This is a genomic window from Hymenobacter volaticus, assembly GCF_022921055.1.
GTDB lineage: Bacteria > Bacteroidota > Bacteroidia > Cytophagales > Hymenobacteraceae > Hymenobacter > Hymenobacter volaticus.
Genome location: NZ_CP095063.1, coordinates 197,631 through 214,043, shown reverse-complemented (window position 1 = coordinate 214,043; position 16,413 = coordinate 197,631). Strand labels below are relative to the sequence as shown.

7 protein-coding genes and 1 pseudogene are annotated in these 16,413 nt (G+C 55.8%); 1 reads left to right on the top strand and 7 read right to left on the bottom strand.

What is annotated here, in order from left to right; translation table 11 throughout:
• Positions 1-10: 10 nt before the first annotated feature.
• From MUN86_RS31395 to MUN86_RS25240, 7 genes and pseudogenes are all read right to left on the bottom strand, one after another.
• Complete coding sequence (locus tag MUN86_RS31395; protein ID WP_280640661.1) at positions 11-280, bottom strand: alpha-L-arabinofuranosidase C-terminal domain-containing protein; 270 nt, start codon at positions 278-280, stop codon at positions 11-13.
• Positions 281-326: 46 nt separating this feature from the next.
• A complete protein-coding gene (locus MUN86_RS25270) occupies positions 327-1,961 on the bottom strand; it encodes an alpha-L-arabinofuranosidase family protein (RefSeq protein WP_280640660.1) in 1,635 nt (544 codons plus the stop codon).
• Positions 1,962-2,069: 108 nt separating this feature from the next.
• Positions 2,070-3,761: a glycoside hydrolase family 43 protein gene (locus MUN86_RS25265; protein ID WP_245126330.1), complete on the bottom strand. Its 1,692-nt coding sequence runs from the start codon at positions 3,759-3,761 to the stop codon at positions 2,070-2,072.
• A 126-nt stretch (positions 3,762-3,887) separates the two neighbouring features.
• Positions 3,888-6,253, bottom strand: a pseudogene (locus MUN86_RS25255) (beta-L-arabinofuranosidase domain-containing protein).
• A 106-nt stretch (positions 6,254-6,359) separates the two neighbouring features.
• Positions 6,360-7,427 carry an endo-1,4-beta-xylanase gene (locus MUN86_RS25250; protein ID WP_375379515.1) on the bottom strand — a complete coding sequence of 356 codons (1,068 nt, stop codon included), beginning with the start codon at positions 7,425-7,427 and terminating at the stop codon, positions 6,360-6,362.
• Between the two features lie 435 nt (positions 7,428-7,862).
• Positions 7,863-9,824 carry a RagB/SusD family nutrient uptake outer membrane protein gene (locus MUN86_RS25245; protein WP_245126326.1) on the bottom strand — a complete coding sequence of 654 codons (1,962 nt, stop codon included), beginning with the start codon at positions 9,822-9,824 and terminating at the stop codon, positions 7,863-7,865.
• Positions 9,825-9,835: 11 nt separating this feature from the next.
• Entirely contained in the window at positions 9,836-12,958 is a 3,123-nt protein-coding gene (locus MUN86_RS25240) for a SusC/RagA family TonB-linked outer membrane protein (protein ID WP_375379514.1), read from the bottom strand.
• A 1,266-nt stretch (positions 12,959-14,224) separates the two neighbouring features.
• On the opposite strand from MUN86_RS25240, the gene MUN86_RS25235 reads away from it, so the two are divergent.
• Positions 14,225-16,399 carry a ligand-binding sensor domain-containing protein gene (locus tag MUN86_RS25235; RefSeq protein ID WP_245126324.1) on the top strand — a complete coding sequence of 725 codons (2,175 nt, stop codon included), beginning with the start codon at positions 14,225-14,227 and terminating at the stop codon, positions 16,397-16,399.
• Positions 16,400-16,413 lie beyond the last annotated feature (14 nt).

Sequence of the window (16,413 nt, the reverse complement as noted above, 5' to 3'; positions counted from 1 at the left end):
CCTGGTGGCGCTACCGCTTGCCTGGAACCCGAAGCACAGTGAGAGAATACGGCTCGGCAGCGTAAGTGAAGCGCTTGGCAGCTTTGTAGGGAGCTACCTTTGGGGTGACGGTTTGCGGGCTAGCGAACGAGTTAAGGGCATCTTTCGGGCCCGTAAAAACCGTGCGGGTGGCGGCGGTTTTCAGTCCGGCAAAGCGCGTTAAATCAACGGTGAAAAGCTGGGGCGTAGCCCCCGTATTCACCAATTTTAAAATAACGTCGCCAGATTTGGTGTCGCGCACGCATGAAGCCGCCGCGGTGGTGTCGGCGGTGGCCCCGGGGGCGGGGTTACAACCCCGGCGTGGTAGGTGTCGCCTTGATTCTGGCCGAAGAGCTGCTGCACGTAGTAGTTGACCGAGGGGCTACGGTGGTGTTGGTGAAGTAAATCAAATCGGTTTTCCACTGAGTATGGCCTTCTTTGGCCAGCAGCGGGGCGTAGGAAGCCAACTGGACCACGTCGCCGTTGCGCTCCAGCGCCGTCATGTAGGCGGCTTCGGCCAGGGCGTGGTACAGCGTGTTGCCCCAGGAAGCATATTCGCCCACGTACACCTTGGCTTTGCTGCGGTCGTAGCCGTCGTAGCGCTGGTTGTTGCTCATAAACCACCGGGGCGTTTCGTAGTAGTGCTCGTCTACCATGGGCACGTTCAGTTGGTTGGCAAACGCCCAGCCCTGGTCGTAGTCCTCGCCTTTCGGGCCGGGCCCGACCGTGCCAATAACAGTGATTTCGGGGTGTTGCCGGCGCATGGCGTCGTAGAGCATTTTGAACCGCTCCCGAAACTCGGGCGTCTGCTTGTCTTCGTTGCCGATGCCGACGTAGGTGAGCCCAAACGGCTTGGGGTGGCCCGCGGCGGCCCGCTTGGCACCCCAGGGTGAGCTAATCGGGCCGTTGGCGTATTCCACTAGGTCCAGCACATCTTGGGTGTAGGCCTGCATGTCGGCTAGGGGCACGCACTGCTGGCCGGTGCCCCCAATCTTCCAGGTGCCGCCCGAGTTCTGGCAGCTCACGCCCGCGGCCACCACGGGCAGCGGTTTGGCCCCGATGTCTTCGCAGAACTGAAAGTACTCGAAGTAGCCGAGGCCCGCCGTTTGGTGGTAGTTCCAGATGTTGCGCTGGCCCTTGCGCTGCTCCAGGGGCCCCACGGTTTTTTTCCAGTCGTAGAGGTTGTCCAGCCCGTCGCCGTGGGCCAGGCAGCCCCCCGGAAAGCGAACAAACTTCGGGTGGAGGTCGGCAATGGCTTGCGCCAAATCGGCGCGCAAGCCGTTGGGGCGGTTGCGAAACGTTTTTTGCGGAAACAACGAGAGCATGTCTAAATCGACCACGCCCTTGCCGGTGGCCAGTACCACCAGGCTAGCGGCCGCCTCCGTGGTGCGCGGGGTAAGGGTGGCGCGGAGCTGCTGCCACTCGCCGGCCTGGGCCGACAACGGGGTTTCGGTTAGCACTGTGCCCTTGGGGTCGCGCAGCTGCACCAGCAGGGGCACGGCCGCCGGTGATTTCAGGCGCGCCCATACCGAAAAATCGTACTTCTCCCCGGCCTTCAGCGGAATGCCGTCGAAGCCTGTGTTTTTAAGCCCGGCTCCTTTCTGAAACGGCGTTTCCACCCGCAGCTGCACGTAGTGTGGGTTATTGGCGTGCAGAGGTGTCGCGCTTTCCACCGATAGGCTAGCCGTGGCGAAGCCTTCCCGGAGAAACTCCCAGCTAGTGAGCGGGTTCCAGCCTTCGTGGTCGCCGGGGGCGTACTCGAACGAGCGGTTTTGCACCAACTCGGCGTAGAGGCCCCCGTCGGCCGCGTAGTTGATGTCTTCGAAGAAGATGCCGAACAAATCGGGACTGATGGGTTTGCCCGCGGCCGCGGTCTGGGCGGCCGCGGGGGTTGCCAGGGCCGCAGTTGCCGCTAAGGCAAATACACAAGAGAACTTCTTCATAGCAGGCCAGGAATGCGCGACACTACCAGCATCTAGGCTGGGAAATATGAGGCAGTATAGGGCAAGGAAAAGCTGGCGGTGGGTACCCGGCCGCCAGCTTTTCAAGCATTATTTCTTGTACATGGGGTCGTTGCCCTCGTACTTCAGCCACTTGAAGGCAGCCGTGTTGGTAGTGGGCTGCCCCGAGGACGTGGCGTACATGCCGAACAAGCAGCCGATGAAGCCGCCGGCCACTTGCGTGCTCAGGAACTTGCCATCGACCTTGTCTTTGAGTACCGTCCAGGTTTTGCCGTTCTCCGAGAAATGGAAGTTGTAGGCGTCGCCGAGGGCCTGGATGCGCAGCTGCACGCTGGCCGTAGCCGACTTAAGCGGTGCCTGCGCCAGCAGCTCCGGCTGCTTGGCATCATCGGGCTTGCTTTTGAAGAGTTGCAGCAGCGGCTTGCCGTTGTCAACCGACTTGCAGAGGTAGTAGAAATGCTTCTCGTCCTGGAAGATAACCAGGCCCGCTTTTTCATTGGCCGTTTTCGGCGAGAACGTCAGCTCGGTTTCGGTGGTGCAGTTCAGGTGCTGCTGGCGCTTGCCAATAAAGGAAGGGTTGCCGGTTTCGGCTACCGTTTCGGGCTTGAGCTTCAGGGTCAGGCCCTTGACATTGCCGAGCGAAAAGCTGCTGCTGTCCACCGTGCGCAGAAACAGCAAGGCCGGGTCGAGCTGCTTTTCAAAGGTGAGCGTGTAGCCAAAATTGCCGCTCTGGGGCCGGGCGCCGGGCTGCTTCACTTCCGGGAAACTGGCTTTGTAGCTGTATTGCACGCCGTTGGGGCCAGGCACCGTTACAGGCCAATCATCTTTCCACTCCACGGGCACGATGAAGGTTTCGCGGCCGGTGTTGTAGAAGTTGCCATCGTAGGGCCGCACGGCCAGGAAAATGGCGTAGGTCTTGCCATCAGGTCCTTCCACGAACTGCGCGTGCCCGGCCGAGGTGATGGGGTCTTTGCGGTCTTTGGGCAGTTCGCGCTGCGAGAGGATGGGGTTCTTTTCGTAGGGCACAAATGGCCCCAGCGCCGATTTGCTGCGGAATACCACTTCGGTGTGGTTGACCGACGTGCCGCCTTCGGCCGCGTAGAGGTAGTACCAGTCGCCCCGCTTCATCAGGTGCGGCCCTTCAATCCAGACCGGCTTTTTGCTGAGGTCCACGCCGCCGTTCACTACAATTTTGGCCTCGCCCACGGTTTGCAGCGTTTGCGGATTCAGCTCGATCATCTTGATGGAGCGGTGGCCGTCGTAGAGCGGCTTATTGTCGGGCGGGTCGCTGTTGTAGATAACGTAGGCCTTGTCGCCCTCGAAATACAGCGAGGGATCGATGCCCTTTACTTCGGGCAAGAAAGTCGGGTCGCTCCAGGGGCCGGCGGGGTTTTTAGCTGTCACCACGAAGTTGCCTTTGTGGTCGATGAGGGTGCAGGTGACGTAGTACGTGCCGTTGTGATACTCAATGGCCGGCGCAAACAAGCCCCGCGTCATCCGGTCGCCGAGGAAATTCATTTGCGAAGGCCGGCTGATGACGTTGCCCACCTGCTTCCAGTTTTTCAAATCCTTGCTGTGCATTACCGGGATGCCGGGAAAGTAGGAAAACGTGGAATTCACCAGGTAATAATCCGGGCCCACTTTCACGATGCTAGGGTCCGGGTAAAAGCCCGTCATGATGGGGTTTATCAACTCAATTGATTGTGCGGACAGCTCAACAGTAGGCAGCAGCAAGGATGCTGCAACAACTGCTATGTGTATTCCCAAACGCTTAAATTTCATGCTACTAGAGTGAGGGGCTATTGATGAGGTAATTGAATTCTTTGGGGCTAGCGGGTATCAACCCCGGCCGCCGCAAACCCGATTGAACTTAACCGGGCGGCGACCTAACGCCAGAGGCCAGCAAGCTTACTGTAGCAGGCGCACATCGTACACGCTTCCTGCCGTTGAGGAAGCTTCGGCCTGGAACTTCACGGTTAGCTCGGTGGGTGCATTCGGTTTGCGTAGTGCTTCCGGCAGCGCATAGTCCACGTCGTAGAAGTTGCCCTGCGCATTGCCTTCCAATCGCACTTTTGCCAGGGGCACCCCGTTTACCAAGATGCTAAACTGCCGGTTCTTGTCGCCGCCCGCGTAGGTTACCCGCAGCGTGCGAGCAGCCCGTTTCGGGTTGCGCAGAGTGTAGCTGAACCAACCGGTGGCGTTTCGCCAGTGCCGGTTGCGGAAGGTGCCCGTTTCGGTTTGCTCGCCCTGAAAGCCGTGGTCGGACTCCGGTTGCTGCTCGCCGGGCGTTACTTGGTCCACGGTGCGGGCTTCGAGGGCCCGCTTTTCCTCGTCTTTGCGCCGCAACTCTTCTTTGCGGGCCACCAGGCCCGCGGGCGTGGTTACGGGCCAGTACACCATGTAGCGCGCGTCGTGAATCTGGTAGAACGGCACCAGCTGCACGTTGCGGTACTTGTCGGAGTCAATCAAACTGGCGGCCGTGAAGGTGAGCGGCTGACCCGCCACGGGCTTGATGCCCTCGGCCACGTTCGGGTTGGTGGAAACGAGCACGGGCGCTTCCTCCACCGGGTAGAGCCGGCCGCTGGCCACGTGGGCCATGCGGGCGCCGTTGGCCCGCAGGACCGTCAAATCGGTGGTGTCCGTTACGGCGGCCAGCACCACTGGGCCGTGCACAAACGACACCCACGAGGAATTGTCGGGCAGGTATTCGGCCGTGGTGGTCATGGGCAACGCCACGGTTATCACATCGCCCGAGCGCCACTTGCGCGTCAGCGTGACGTAGCCCGGCGAGGCGGCGCTGGTAGTTACCGGCTGGCCGTTGACTTGCACCTGCAGCTGGCCCGCGGGCATCCAGCGCGGCTGCCGGATGCTGAGCGCAAAAGTGCGGGGCTTTTTCAGGCTTAGCTTCAACTGCGTGCGTTCCTCCTGCGGGAAAGTCGTCTGCTGGGTTAAGGTTAGTCCCTGCTCAACCCAAGTGAGCGTGGAGGGGATGAACAGATTCACCAGCAGTTCCTGCGGCCCGCGGTGCGCGTACACCAGCTCGCCGTATTTGCCGTGGTTTTCCAGGCCCGAGCCCACGCAGCACCAGAAGCCTTCCTGCGGCTGCGAATACACACGGTAGTGCCGGGGGCGCATGGGCGTGAAATACACAAAGCCCCCTTGCCCCGGGTGCTGCGAGGAAAGAATATGGTTGTAGGTCGCCCGCTCGTAGTAGTCCAGGTACTTGGTGGAGCCACTGGTCAGGTACAAGTCCTTGCTGAGCTTGAGCATGTTGTAGGTGTTGCACGTCTCCGGCCCCTCCGGGCTTTCCAGCATGGAAGCGAAGTTATTGGCCGGGTTGAAGTGCTCGCTCACGCTGTTGCCCCCAATGGAAACCGTCCGGTTTTCCACCACCGTCTTCCAGAAGAAAGCTGCCGCGCCCGCCCAGGCAGGGTCGCCGCCCGCCCCGGCCACCCGCTCGAAACCGATAACCTTCGGAATCTGGGTGTTGGCGTGCATGCCGTTGAGTGCGTCCTGGCCGGAGAGCAGGGGTTCCAGCACCGCCCGGTGCGAGAAGCGTTGGGCCAGCGTCAGGTATTTCCGCTCGCCGGTGATGGTGGCTACGTCGGCAAATATTTCGTTTAGGCCGCCGTGCTCGCTGCGCATCATGTCTTGCAGCTGCGCGTCGGACAGGTTGGCCGTCAAGTCCACAAACCAGTCCGTTAGCTTAACAAGCATGCCGCGGGCTTTCGCGTTGCCCGCCACCACGTAGGCGTCGCGCAGGCCGGCGTAGGTTTTGTGCAGGTTGTAAAGGGGCACCCACTTTTGGTTGAGCCCGAAACTGTTGGCCTTGATGTTGCCGGCTTTCACCTGCTCCCACATCGCCGGGCCGCCCGGCACGCCGCCCAAGTACCCGTTTCCGCTTTTCTGTTGGCAGCTTTCCAGCTGGTCGATTACGTACGTGAGTTGCTGCTGTACCTGCTCATTGCCGGTCGCGGCCTGCATATAGGCCAGGGCCGAGAGGTAGTGCCCCCCATGTGCCCATCCAGACCGGTGTTTTCCCAGTTGCCGTAGTTTTCGGCTTTGGCCGGCAAGCCCGCGGCGGCTAGGTAAGGCGCCAGCAGGCGGTCGGGGTTGAGTGCCAGCAGGTAGTTCAGGTCGGTTTGTTGAGCTACTTGAAAAGGACTGGCCGAGAGGCGCACCGCCGACACGGGAAAGCTTTGCAGTTTCACTGCCTGCCCTACACTCAGGGCGGGCGCCAGCCAAATAGATATAAGCAGAAATTTTCCTTTCATTAACAGCATCTAAAGGTGTACCACCCGCTCAAGGTCGAAAAAACTGGTGCGCGGTGGCCGTTTATTTTCAGTGGCACCTTGAACGCTTCCGCTACTAAACCATCCCCTACTTGGCGGTTTGCACCACCGCCTGCAAGGCGGGTTTGGGCTGGTAGTCGCGACCGAAAAGCAACGGGTAGCTCGTACGGCCCTTGATGGGCCAGTCGTTGAGCCAGGAATCCGCGTCGGTTACGCCCCACAGCGTGATGCGGTCGATAACGTCGCGGTGCTTGTGAAACAGGGCAAACAAGTCGGCGTAGCGCTTGGTCAACTTTTGCTGCACCGAATCGGGTAGGCCGGTAGGATACACGTTGTATTTGGCATCGGCACTAAAGGTTTCGGCAATATCCGCGCCCTGCCGGCGGCTAGGGTTGGGCAGCACATCAATGTCGAGCTCCGTGAAGTTGACGTGTACACCGAGTTTCGAGAAAGCCACGATGCTGGCTTCCACCTGCTCGATGCTCGGCCGCGTCAACCCGTAGTGGCCCTGCATGCCGATGGCGGTGACTTTGATACCTTTGGCTTGCAAGTTTTTCACGAGCTTAATAACGCCCTCGCGCTTTTCGGGGCGGTAGAGGCTGTAGTCGTTGTAGTAGAGTTCGGCTTTGGGGTCTGCCGCGTGGGCATACTCGAAGGCTTTCACCGCGAAGTCTTCTCCCAAAATCTCCAGCCACTTGGTTTTGCGCAGCTCGCCCTGCTGGTCGTCGATGGCTTCGTTAACCACGTCCCACCCGCCAATCTTGCCCTTGTAGCGGCCCACGACTGTGTTGATATGGTCTTGCAGGCGCTTGAGCAGTACCTCGCGGCTAACGGGCTGGCCGCTTTCGTCTTCGAATACCCACTTGGGCGTTTGCTGGTGCCAGAGCAGCGTGTGCCCGACAATGAACATCTTGTGCTGCTGCCCGAAGGCCACGTAGTCGTCGGCGGGTTTGAAGTTGTAGGAGTCTGGGCGCGGGTGCACCGGTCCCCACTTGAGCAGGTTCTCGGGGCTGATAGTGTTGAACTGCTGCGTAATCAGGGCAACTGATTTCGCGTCCTGCCCACTGCTTTGCTTGTAGTTGAGGGCCGCCCCCACGTAAAAGTCTTTTTTGAACGCTTCTTTCAGCGTGGGTTCCGGCTTCGGCACGAAGTTCATCGCCGTTCCAGTCGCGGCGAGGGCGAGCACCGTGTATACAAATTGCTTTTTCAAGGTCGAGGGGGAATTTCTGATGCTGGTGGTTGTCATTGCTGCGCAGTGAAGCTTTTAGTGGCCAACCGTTTCGTTGAGTCACCCTCAAGGCATTCGTGCTGCTGCCAAGTGGTACTGCTACGTACCGGAGCGACCGGGAACTTTGATCCCATAATAAAAAAACCTTCCCGACCGGTCCCCCCATAGGGTTCCCACGCCCTTTCAAGGACCGGCCGGGTTAGTTTTTATCTGGGACCTACCCTAGTGGGTATTCCTTGCACCAGGTTAAACCTTCCCGGCTGATCTTTCCCATAGGGTTCCCACGCCCTTCAAAAGACCAGCCGAGTCGGTTTGTATTGTTTAGTGTAAGCTTGAATAGGGTTTTACCCTCTTTTCATCAGGCTATTGGTAGCCTGGGTTTTGATAAGTGGCTTTCACATCTGCGGGTACGTCCATTGCATCAAGCTGGGCCTGCGGAATGGGACGCAAGTAATGATACGGCTGAATGGTACGCGTTACGGTAGCAGGCGTATGGTCGCCGAAGTTGTTGCCGCCAATACGGTAGGTTCCAGCCAACTCATTCCACTTTTGGGTGCGCACCAGATCATACCAGCGGTACCCTTCACCGAAGTACTCGCGCGAACGTTCCGCCAAGATGTAGTTGATATCTATCGTGCCCGGAGTGGCCGCCACCATAGCCGCGCTGTTATCCTGTGTTTTGGCCACATTTCCGCTGTTGTCAAAGCGCCATTTACCGGCCCGGGCCCGAATAACGTTAATCAGTTCCCGTGCGCTTTTGCCTGCTTTGGTGGTTGCTCCTTTTACGGCTGCTTCCGCCGCTACAAAGTATAGCTCAGAGAATTTGGCGATGTAGTACGGGCGTGTGCTGCCAGCATTGGGAGAGCCTAAGCCCGTACCATTATCCGTACGGTAAGGGCCAAGTTTCCACAGTCCTGGATAAGCAATTCTGCTGATGCCATTCGGCCCAATTACCCAATCCGCTCTGCCAGGCAGTACGCCTGCGCCTACGCCACTTGCGCCTCCCCCGCTGGGGTACGTAATGGCAGTAGCCGGCTCTGAGTTCAGGAACGTCAGGATAGGATCACCCATGCTAACTGGCAGGTTATTGGCGTTGTACAAAGTCGTCTCCGGAACGCCTGTTCCTCTAAGCCAGTTGCCGCGGTACACCGTGGTAAAGGTACCATCGTAGCGAGAATCGTTGGTTTTGTCGGCAAACGTGGTGGTGATGGCGCCGATGGTAGGAGCCATACGTACCCAAGGGCGACCCAACGGCTGCACTGCTTCCCGCTGCACGGAAGAGGCATTACCTGTTCCGCTGGCTCCTGCTGTTTTGAAGCTCCTGATAGAGGGATAGTTCCAGGTCAGCATCCAGCCAGCGAAGTTATCAGGGGCACCGGCACTACCATTGCTCAAGTCACCTGCGTTATAGAACTGGCTGGATTCGGTATGGTCAGCGTACAACATCGTTTCCGCGTTGCGGTCGTTCGTACCTACGTTCACATCGTAGTACGTGGGCTGCAAGCGGTACTGCCCCGGATTGTCGATACCATCAGCTGCTATGTCATACGCCTTCTGAAAATACCATTTGGCATCATGTCCGTCCGGATCTGTGCGTTGCGCTGCTGGATAGGTAGGAATGTTATTCGGGTTTTCAAGCCACCACGCATAGGTTAGGTAGGCTTTTGCCAGATACAAGCGGGCAAGCGTTTGGGTGACACCACCGGTAACGCGCGGAATCGCCGGCAAATCGTTGATTGCGATTAGCAGATCCGGGAAAACGGCTTTGGTATACACTTCGGGTACCGTGTTGCGTACCGAAGTTCTAATCGGGGTGGTATTGAATTCCAGTTCTCCAGACCCCAAATCCAGCGGCACGCCCCCAAAGGTTTGGACCAACAAGAAGTAATCAAAGGCCCGGAAGAACCGTGCTTCAGCAACTAAGGCCGGCGAAACGGTACCCACGGCAGAGGCATTTTTAATAACGCCACTAGCCGTATTGATGTTGGGGAACGCTGCGAACCACACTCTATCGGCGCGGCTGTTGTTGCCGTTAAGCGCCGCTCTGCCTGAGAGGTCTGCGGCCAGGAAGTTCTCGTCGGCGCTTTGGCCGTAGGTTACTTCGTCTGTCCCGGTCTCGGTGGTGTTATAATAGTACGCCTCTCCGTAGATGTAGCGCAGGTGCGCATACATGGCTGTTAACCCTCCGCTAACGCCTCTTTCGGTTTGAAAAAAGCCTGGCTCGTAAAAACTTCTGGGCTGTTCCTCCAGCAGATCCGTGCATCCAGGCGCGGCCATCAAGATTACCGCCGACCCAATTAAGAATATTTTATTAAAACGTTTCATGTCTGATTTCCTTAGAAGGTAAGGGTGAAGCCTGCGAGATACGTGCGGGTGGCTGGGGCATTAGTACCCAGCGTCAGGATGCGGCTGAGGTTGGCGCCATATGCTACGGCCGCATTCTCGTTGCCGCGCGAGTTGGTTTCCGGATCCATGCCCGACTCTTTCTTGTAAGGCGAGAAGAACACAAACGGGTTCTGAGCCGTCGCGTAGAGACGCATTCTGCTCACGCCCTTACTTTTCAGCCACGTGATATTGTCGAAGTTATAGCCGAGGGTGATAGTGCGTATCTTCATATACGAAGCATCGAAGTACCCAAGCGTGCTGCCATACTTCGGATTGTCGCTGCTTCTGGGACCAGCTGGATTAGGATATTTGGCATCCGTGTTAGTAGGAGTCCAGTAATCCACCTTCACGTTGTTGCGACGACCGGACAGCATGTTGAGGTAGCCGGCCGAGCCGTAGATGGTGCTGTTGAGCAAGCCGCCTTCTTGGAAGATGCCTACTACACTCAAATCAAATCCTTTATACGCAACCCGAGTATTGAACCCGCCTTGAAAGTTGGGGTTGGTATCCAGAATTTGCCGGTCTGCTGCGCCAATGGCTCGGGTAGGGGTACCATCTGCATTGTAGTCGCCGGTGTATTTTACCTTGATCATGCCTGGTTGACCGCCGACCTCTAGAATGTCCAGGTACGGTTCGTCTTGCTGCCACAACCCTACTTTCTCGTAGTCAAAAACTACGTTGATCGGTTTGCCAACGAACCACCAGTTGTTTTCATCCCTGGGCTGGTTCCCTGCGAGCGACGTAATCTTGTTGCGGTTGGCGTACATGTTAACGCCCGCTTCCCAAGTCCAGCCGTTGAGATTGTCCAGGATTATCCCGTTCAACGAAAGCTCAATGCCTTTGTTCTGGGTAGAGCCAACGTTGGCCGTATAGCTCCCTACGCCTGAAGTGGCTGGCAAGCCTACGCTGAGCAGCAGGTTTTCGGTTTTGGTAACGTAGTATTCAACCGTACCGGAAAGACGGTTGTTCAGGACCGCAAAATCCACCCCGTAGTTCCAGGTTTTCGAGTATTCCCAACCCAATTTTGGGTTAGGCAGCTCGCTCACATACAAGCCGGTCTGGTAGCCAGTCGGGCCAAAGTTGTAGGGCCGGGTCGTTAAACGGCCCAGGGTAGCGTACGGGTTAACAGATTGATTCGACGTGATGCCGTAGCCAGCCCGGAACTTCAGCATGTTCACGGCCGAAACACCTTGCATGAACGATTCTTTAGCTACGTTCCAGCCAACCGATACGGCGGGGTAAGTATTCCATTGGTAGCCCGGCGAAAGTCGCGAAGAGCCGTCCGAACGAACCGTAGCTGACAGCAGGTACCGATCGTCGTAGGAGTACATCACGCGGCCCATGTAGGACAACAGACCAAATTTGGTATACCCTTGTTCGCCATTATTGGGTAGGGAGATTTCGCCGGCGGCCAATGATAGGTTGTAGAACTGGAAGGCGTCGGAAGGAATATCCCGGGCATTAATCTGCGACCGGTTGAATACGTTATTGGAAGCCGAGTACAGGGCTATTGCATTTATATTATGCTTCCCGGCAAAAGTGCGGTCGTACGACAGGATGTTTTCAACGGTATAATCGGTTGTAACGGAGTTGCTAACCGAGCCCGTAGAAACGTTAGTGGGATTATCAGAGCCGATGCCCTGGCCAGTGTAGGAGCCACCCTGGCTCTGCCGGTAATTTACGCCCAGATTAAGGCGATACTTCAATCCTTCTACTCCCGGAATCTTAAACTCTCCGAAGATAGAGTTGTAGCTGGCAAAGCTTCTCGATTGGCTTAACCAGTTATCCTTGTTAGCCTCTACGACATCCCTATTGTATACCCACTGATTATCCTGTACCATGCTGACAACTCTTTTCAAAGAGCCATCCGCGTTGTACGGATTGGAAATGGGTGTTGCAGCCAAAGTGCCGTATATGCCTACGTTGCCGCCTTCGGTTAAGCTATAGCTGTTGTTCGCCGTGAAACCCAAACGGACGTACTTGCCAACACCTTGGTCGAGCGTTCCGCGCACGGTATAACGGGTGTACTGCTGGGTTGGAATGACACCTTCTTCCTGGTAATACCCCGCGTTGAAATTATAACGCCCGTTCTGCGTGCCGCCGGAAACCCCTATGTTCTGGTTTACCTGTATACCCGTTTTGTAGAGATTATCCTGCCAATCAGTATTCACGTCAGGCGACTCATCCAAGCCAAACTGCGGAACGCCGTTGGTTGCGTACAGGCCTGCTGCCTTTCGAAGCTCAACAAATTCGGCCCCATTCATCATGGGGTAGCGGGAGAAGAGTGTCTTCGCACCAACGAACCCGTCATAGGTTATTTGCGGTTTCTGACCTACTTTCCCGCTTTTGGTGGTTACCAAAACAACTCCGTTTGCCCCGCGAGACCCATAAATAGCTGTGGCCGAGGCATCTTTCAGAACGTCAACACTCTGAATGTCGTTGGGGTTGATGTCGCCGATAGAGCCCGGGAAAGGAATACCATCCAGTACGATCAGCGGATCATTGCTGGCAGTGAGTGACCGTACCCCACGGATCCGAATCTGCGTGGCAGCGCCCGGCTGGGAGGAAGTTTGCGAAAATTGCACACCGGGCAACCGGCCTTGCAACGCCTGTGAAATGTTAGCAGCAGGCACTTCGCGCAGGGTTTCTCCATTGATAGAAGCCACCGAACCCGTTACCGCTTCTGCTCTTTGCGTGCCATACCCTACAACTACTACCTCGTCCAGAGCCTTGGTATTGGTAGCCAGCGTGACGTTTACCGTGGTTCCAGAAACTACCGCCTCTTGGCTAACGAAACCAATAGCACTAAACACCAGCGTGCTTCCAACAGGGGCCGATAGCGTATATCCGCCGTCAGCATTAGTTGAAACGCCATTGGTTGTGCCTTTTTGCAGGACGGTAACACCAGGCAAGCCTTCGCCACCTTCAGCGCTGACAACCCGGCCGGCAATCGTTTGCGCAGCTTGCGCCATCACTTGCGTGGTTGGTAAGAATAGGCTGGCACTTGACAGCCCTACAGCCGCAAAGAGCGGCAAGCTCAGGCCCAAGGCCGTGTTTCGTAGTGGTGTGCACATAGAGTGTAGGAATTTGATTGGGTATGAATGCGTACTCTGAAAACTGTGCAGGTTGAAGCCGTGTAGGCCCGCCAGTAGATGATTGGTGCAGCATGACATTGCCTGACACTTTATGTAAAAGCCGAAGCACAAGTGCTGCTGATACCCTGCCTTGTTGTTACCTATGAGGTATGCTTAGAGCGCCCTTACAAACGCTTCTTTCCTACCGATTTGCAAAAGGCAGCGTACTAGAAAGCTGGAACAGTTGCCTAGAGTGTCTGCGCTAAGGCGAGCTGTTATTAGGTTAATCGATTGTGTAGAAACTGTGTAGTCAAACTGCTCAAGTGGTCTAGATCTTATGCTGCTCAATTAGTATTAGACAGCTAACAGAGAGCAGCTTTTAGGAGTGATAGTGATAAGTGTGGCGGAGTACTGACCCGTTATCTGAGACTGGTTGTTTTACTCTTATCGGGCATGGCCCCTACTTCTTTTAGAAAACGAGGCTACTATTCAACCTTCCTCTTGAAGCAGTAAGAGTATATGACTTAGAAGTTGGCGCAGTGAAAAACAAAAGAGATTAAGTGCTAAACATTTGGTGGGGTGGTGTCAAAGGTATTCCCAGTCCAAGCGCAAACATTCTTATATTCTTACAACAGATGTAGAAATATTTCCTAGTGTTACAATCCATGAAAATGCACTTAGCTAGGCTGAAAAGGCTTTTTATCAAACTTGTGTGTTAGTTTGTTGCACATTTGTTGGCCTCTTAACTGGTCTTGCCTTCACGAAGATTTGTTGGGGCTAGAGCAAGCATTACATACCACAATGAGCCAGTAAGTGTGAATTCTTGATTGCCAGAACTACTGGGCAGCAGAGGTTAAATTAGAACAACCAGCAAGGGGAAATCAAGGAGGTGTAGACTCACCTCGGTCTTTTCATTTCGCTTTAAATACCTTGGGTTACCTGTCAGCTAATTTCACGATGCTCATTACTTGCCACCGCTTCACAACCCAAAGCTTAGGGAGATATCTTTAGTTGCTTATGTTTGGAAAGGTTAGATTGCTTTCCTCCCTTGAGCTAACCCATATTCGCCACCGGAAGCAAAATTTATCGTTCTCGCCTTTACTAAGAGGTGTGGCCAGTTTCTTTTCTTGCCACTTCCTTCCTGGATCAAACTAGGTATCACGGGATTGGCCGTCGCGCAGCGAAGGGCACTTATAGGCCTTCCAAGCCTAGCTCAAATTACCTGGCCCAGTAAGGCAAAAGCGCTGTAGTACCCTCACCCCCACCATGAGCAGGAAACTTTATTATCCCCGCTACGAAGTCAACATCCGCACCTTCCTGCTTTTGATGGTTGGGGTGTTTCTGCTGGTAGGAAAGACCTCTTCCGCTCAGACGCGCGATATCAAGTTCACGGCGTTAACCGCTAAGGACGGGTTAACTTCCAATACAGTTAATGTTATTCTCAAAGACCGGTACGGGCTACTTTGGCTGGCCACTGATGGCGGCCTCAAAAAATATGACGGTCAAAGCTTTAGAACGTATCAACTGAAGGCGCCCGCAGTAGGTAGCGTTCAGAGCAACGACGTAACGGCCCTGCACGAAGATCAAACGGGCCGAATATGGGTTGGTAGCATGGGGGGCGGGCTCTTCACCTATAACCGCAGCTTGGATGTGTTCACGCCCTACCAAGCTGCCCCGCTCGACAACAAATACATTAAATCGTTGTGCAGTGATGCCGCTGGCAATATCTGGGTGGCCTCCATTGCCGGCGTGCAAATCCTAGCGCCGCAAACCAACAAAATCACGCGGGTTTCTCTACTACCCCCTGACCAGGCAAGTACGTTGAACCCGTGGTGCGTCTACAAAGATCGTCGGCACCGGATCTGGATCGGCACCGAACGCGGCTTGTACTGCTACAGCTCAGCCGGTACTCCCATCCGGTCTTTCAGACGGGAGCAAGCCCGGCCGCGCAGCTTGGTTGGTGACACTGTCAACACAATTGCCGAAGATCAGCGCGGTCGGTTATGGATTGGGACCAGCAATGGGCTTAGCCAACTAGCTGACGACGAGGCGAGTTTTACCAACTTTAAATTTAATTACCGCGACCCGCATACCATCGGCAGCAATATTATTTATACCATTGCGGCGGACCAGGACGGCACCATCTGGCTGGGCACTGAAGGGGGCCTCGATATTATGGATGTGCAGTCGGGAATGGTTTCGCGCCAGGCGCACAACAGCCGGGACCCCTACAGCTTGAACAGCAAATCGGTCCGCAGTCTGCTAATCGACCGCCAGGGTATTCATTGGATCGGCACCTACCAGGGCGGAATCAGCAAATACGATCAAAACCTTACTTTATTCAACGTTGAGCGCAGCAGTGAGTTGGATCCGTTCGGCCTCAACTCGCCCGCTGTAACGGCTTTTGCCGAAAACCGCAACGGCGAAATCTTTGTGGGCACCGACGGGGGCGGCCTGAACGTATACAACTTGAAAACCCGCTTGTTCCGCCACGTGGATATCAAGAGCCGCGAGCGAATTAATCTGGCCGGGCTACCCATCCTGAGCATGCTGCTAGATCGGCACGACCAGCTCTGGATCGGAACCTTCGGACACGGCCTGTTCATTTACAATACCCGCACGGGTAGCTACGAGCAGCTGCTGGCCAAGCGGGGCGCCTCGCAGCTAAACAGCGACGATATTTTTTGCCTTAAGGAAGACCATAACGGCACGATTTGGATCGGCACCAACGGGGGTGGGGTGAACGTGTATGATCCTAACACGAAAAGGATCAGCAAATTCACTGCCCGACCTAAAACGGCCGAGGACAAGCTTCTGCCTATCAACAACTATATCCGAGCTATCGAGGAAGACTCGAACGGCAACATCTGGATTGGCTCGGCGGGCAGCGGCATTGCCGTGTATCACCCCGTCGACCAGCAATTTACGGTGTACAACACGGCGCGGACCGGGCTGGCCTTGGATCGAATTAACACGTTTGGGCGCGACCACCGCGGCGTTATGTGGATTGGAACCGCCGGCGACGGGTTGTACCAGTTCGATACGCGTTCCAGTAAGCTAACGGCGTTTCCCAAGCAAAAAGGTTTGCTGGACGGGTTCATCCATAAAATTTTAGAAGACCAAGAAGGTCACGTCTGGATCAGCACCAATCAGGGTGTCAGTCGACTCAACACCGCGCACAATAATTTCACCAACTATTCCCCGGATAACGGCTTGCAAGGCAAGGCCTTTCTAAACAACTCCGGCATTAAATCGGCAAACGGCTCCCTGTTTTTCGGAGGGCTTGAAGGCTTTAATTACTTCAATCCCGCCCACATAAAAGTTAACCGCAATATTCCACCGGTGCTGCTAACCGATTTGAAAGTCGACAACAAATCGGTTGTTGCCGGTCTTCAGTCCCCCTGCATCAAGCCATTGCCGTTGCCAAGGCAATCGATTTAGATTACAAGCAGAAC

Coding starts and splice junctions, on each gene's coding strand:
- MUN86_RS25270 (WP_280640660.1), bottom strand. CDS start 1,961: ATGAAGAAGTTCTCTTGTGTATTTGCCTTAGCGGCAACTGCGGCCCTG.
- MUN86_RS25265 (WP_245126330.1), bottom strand. CDS start 3,761: ATGAAATTTAAGCGTTTGGGAATACACATAGCAGTTGTTGCAGCATCC.
- MUN86_RS25250 (WP_375379515.1), bottom strand. CDS start 7,427: ATGAACTTCGTGCCGAAGCCGGAACCCACGCTGAAAGAAGCGTTCAAA.
- MUN86_RS25245 (WP_245126326.1), bottom strand. CDS start 9,824: ATGAAACGTTTTAATAAAATATTCTTAATTGGGTCGGCGGTAATCTTG.
- MUN86_RS25240 (WP_375379514.1), bottom strand. CDS start 12,958: ATGTGCACACCACTACGAAACACGGCCTTGGGCCTGAGCTTGCCGCTC.
- MUN86_RS25235 (WP_245126324.1), top strand. CDS start 14,225: ATGAGCAGGAAACTTTATTATCCCCGCTACGAAGTCAACATCCGCACC.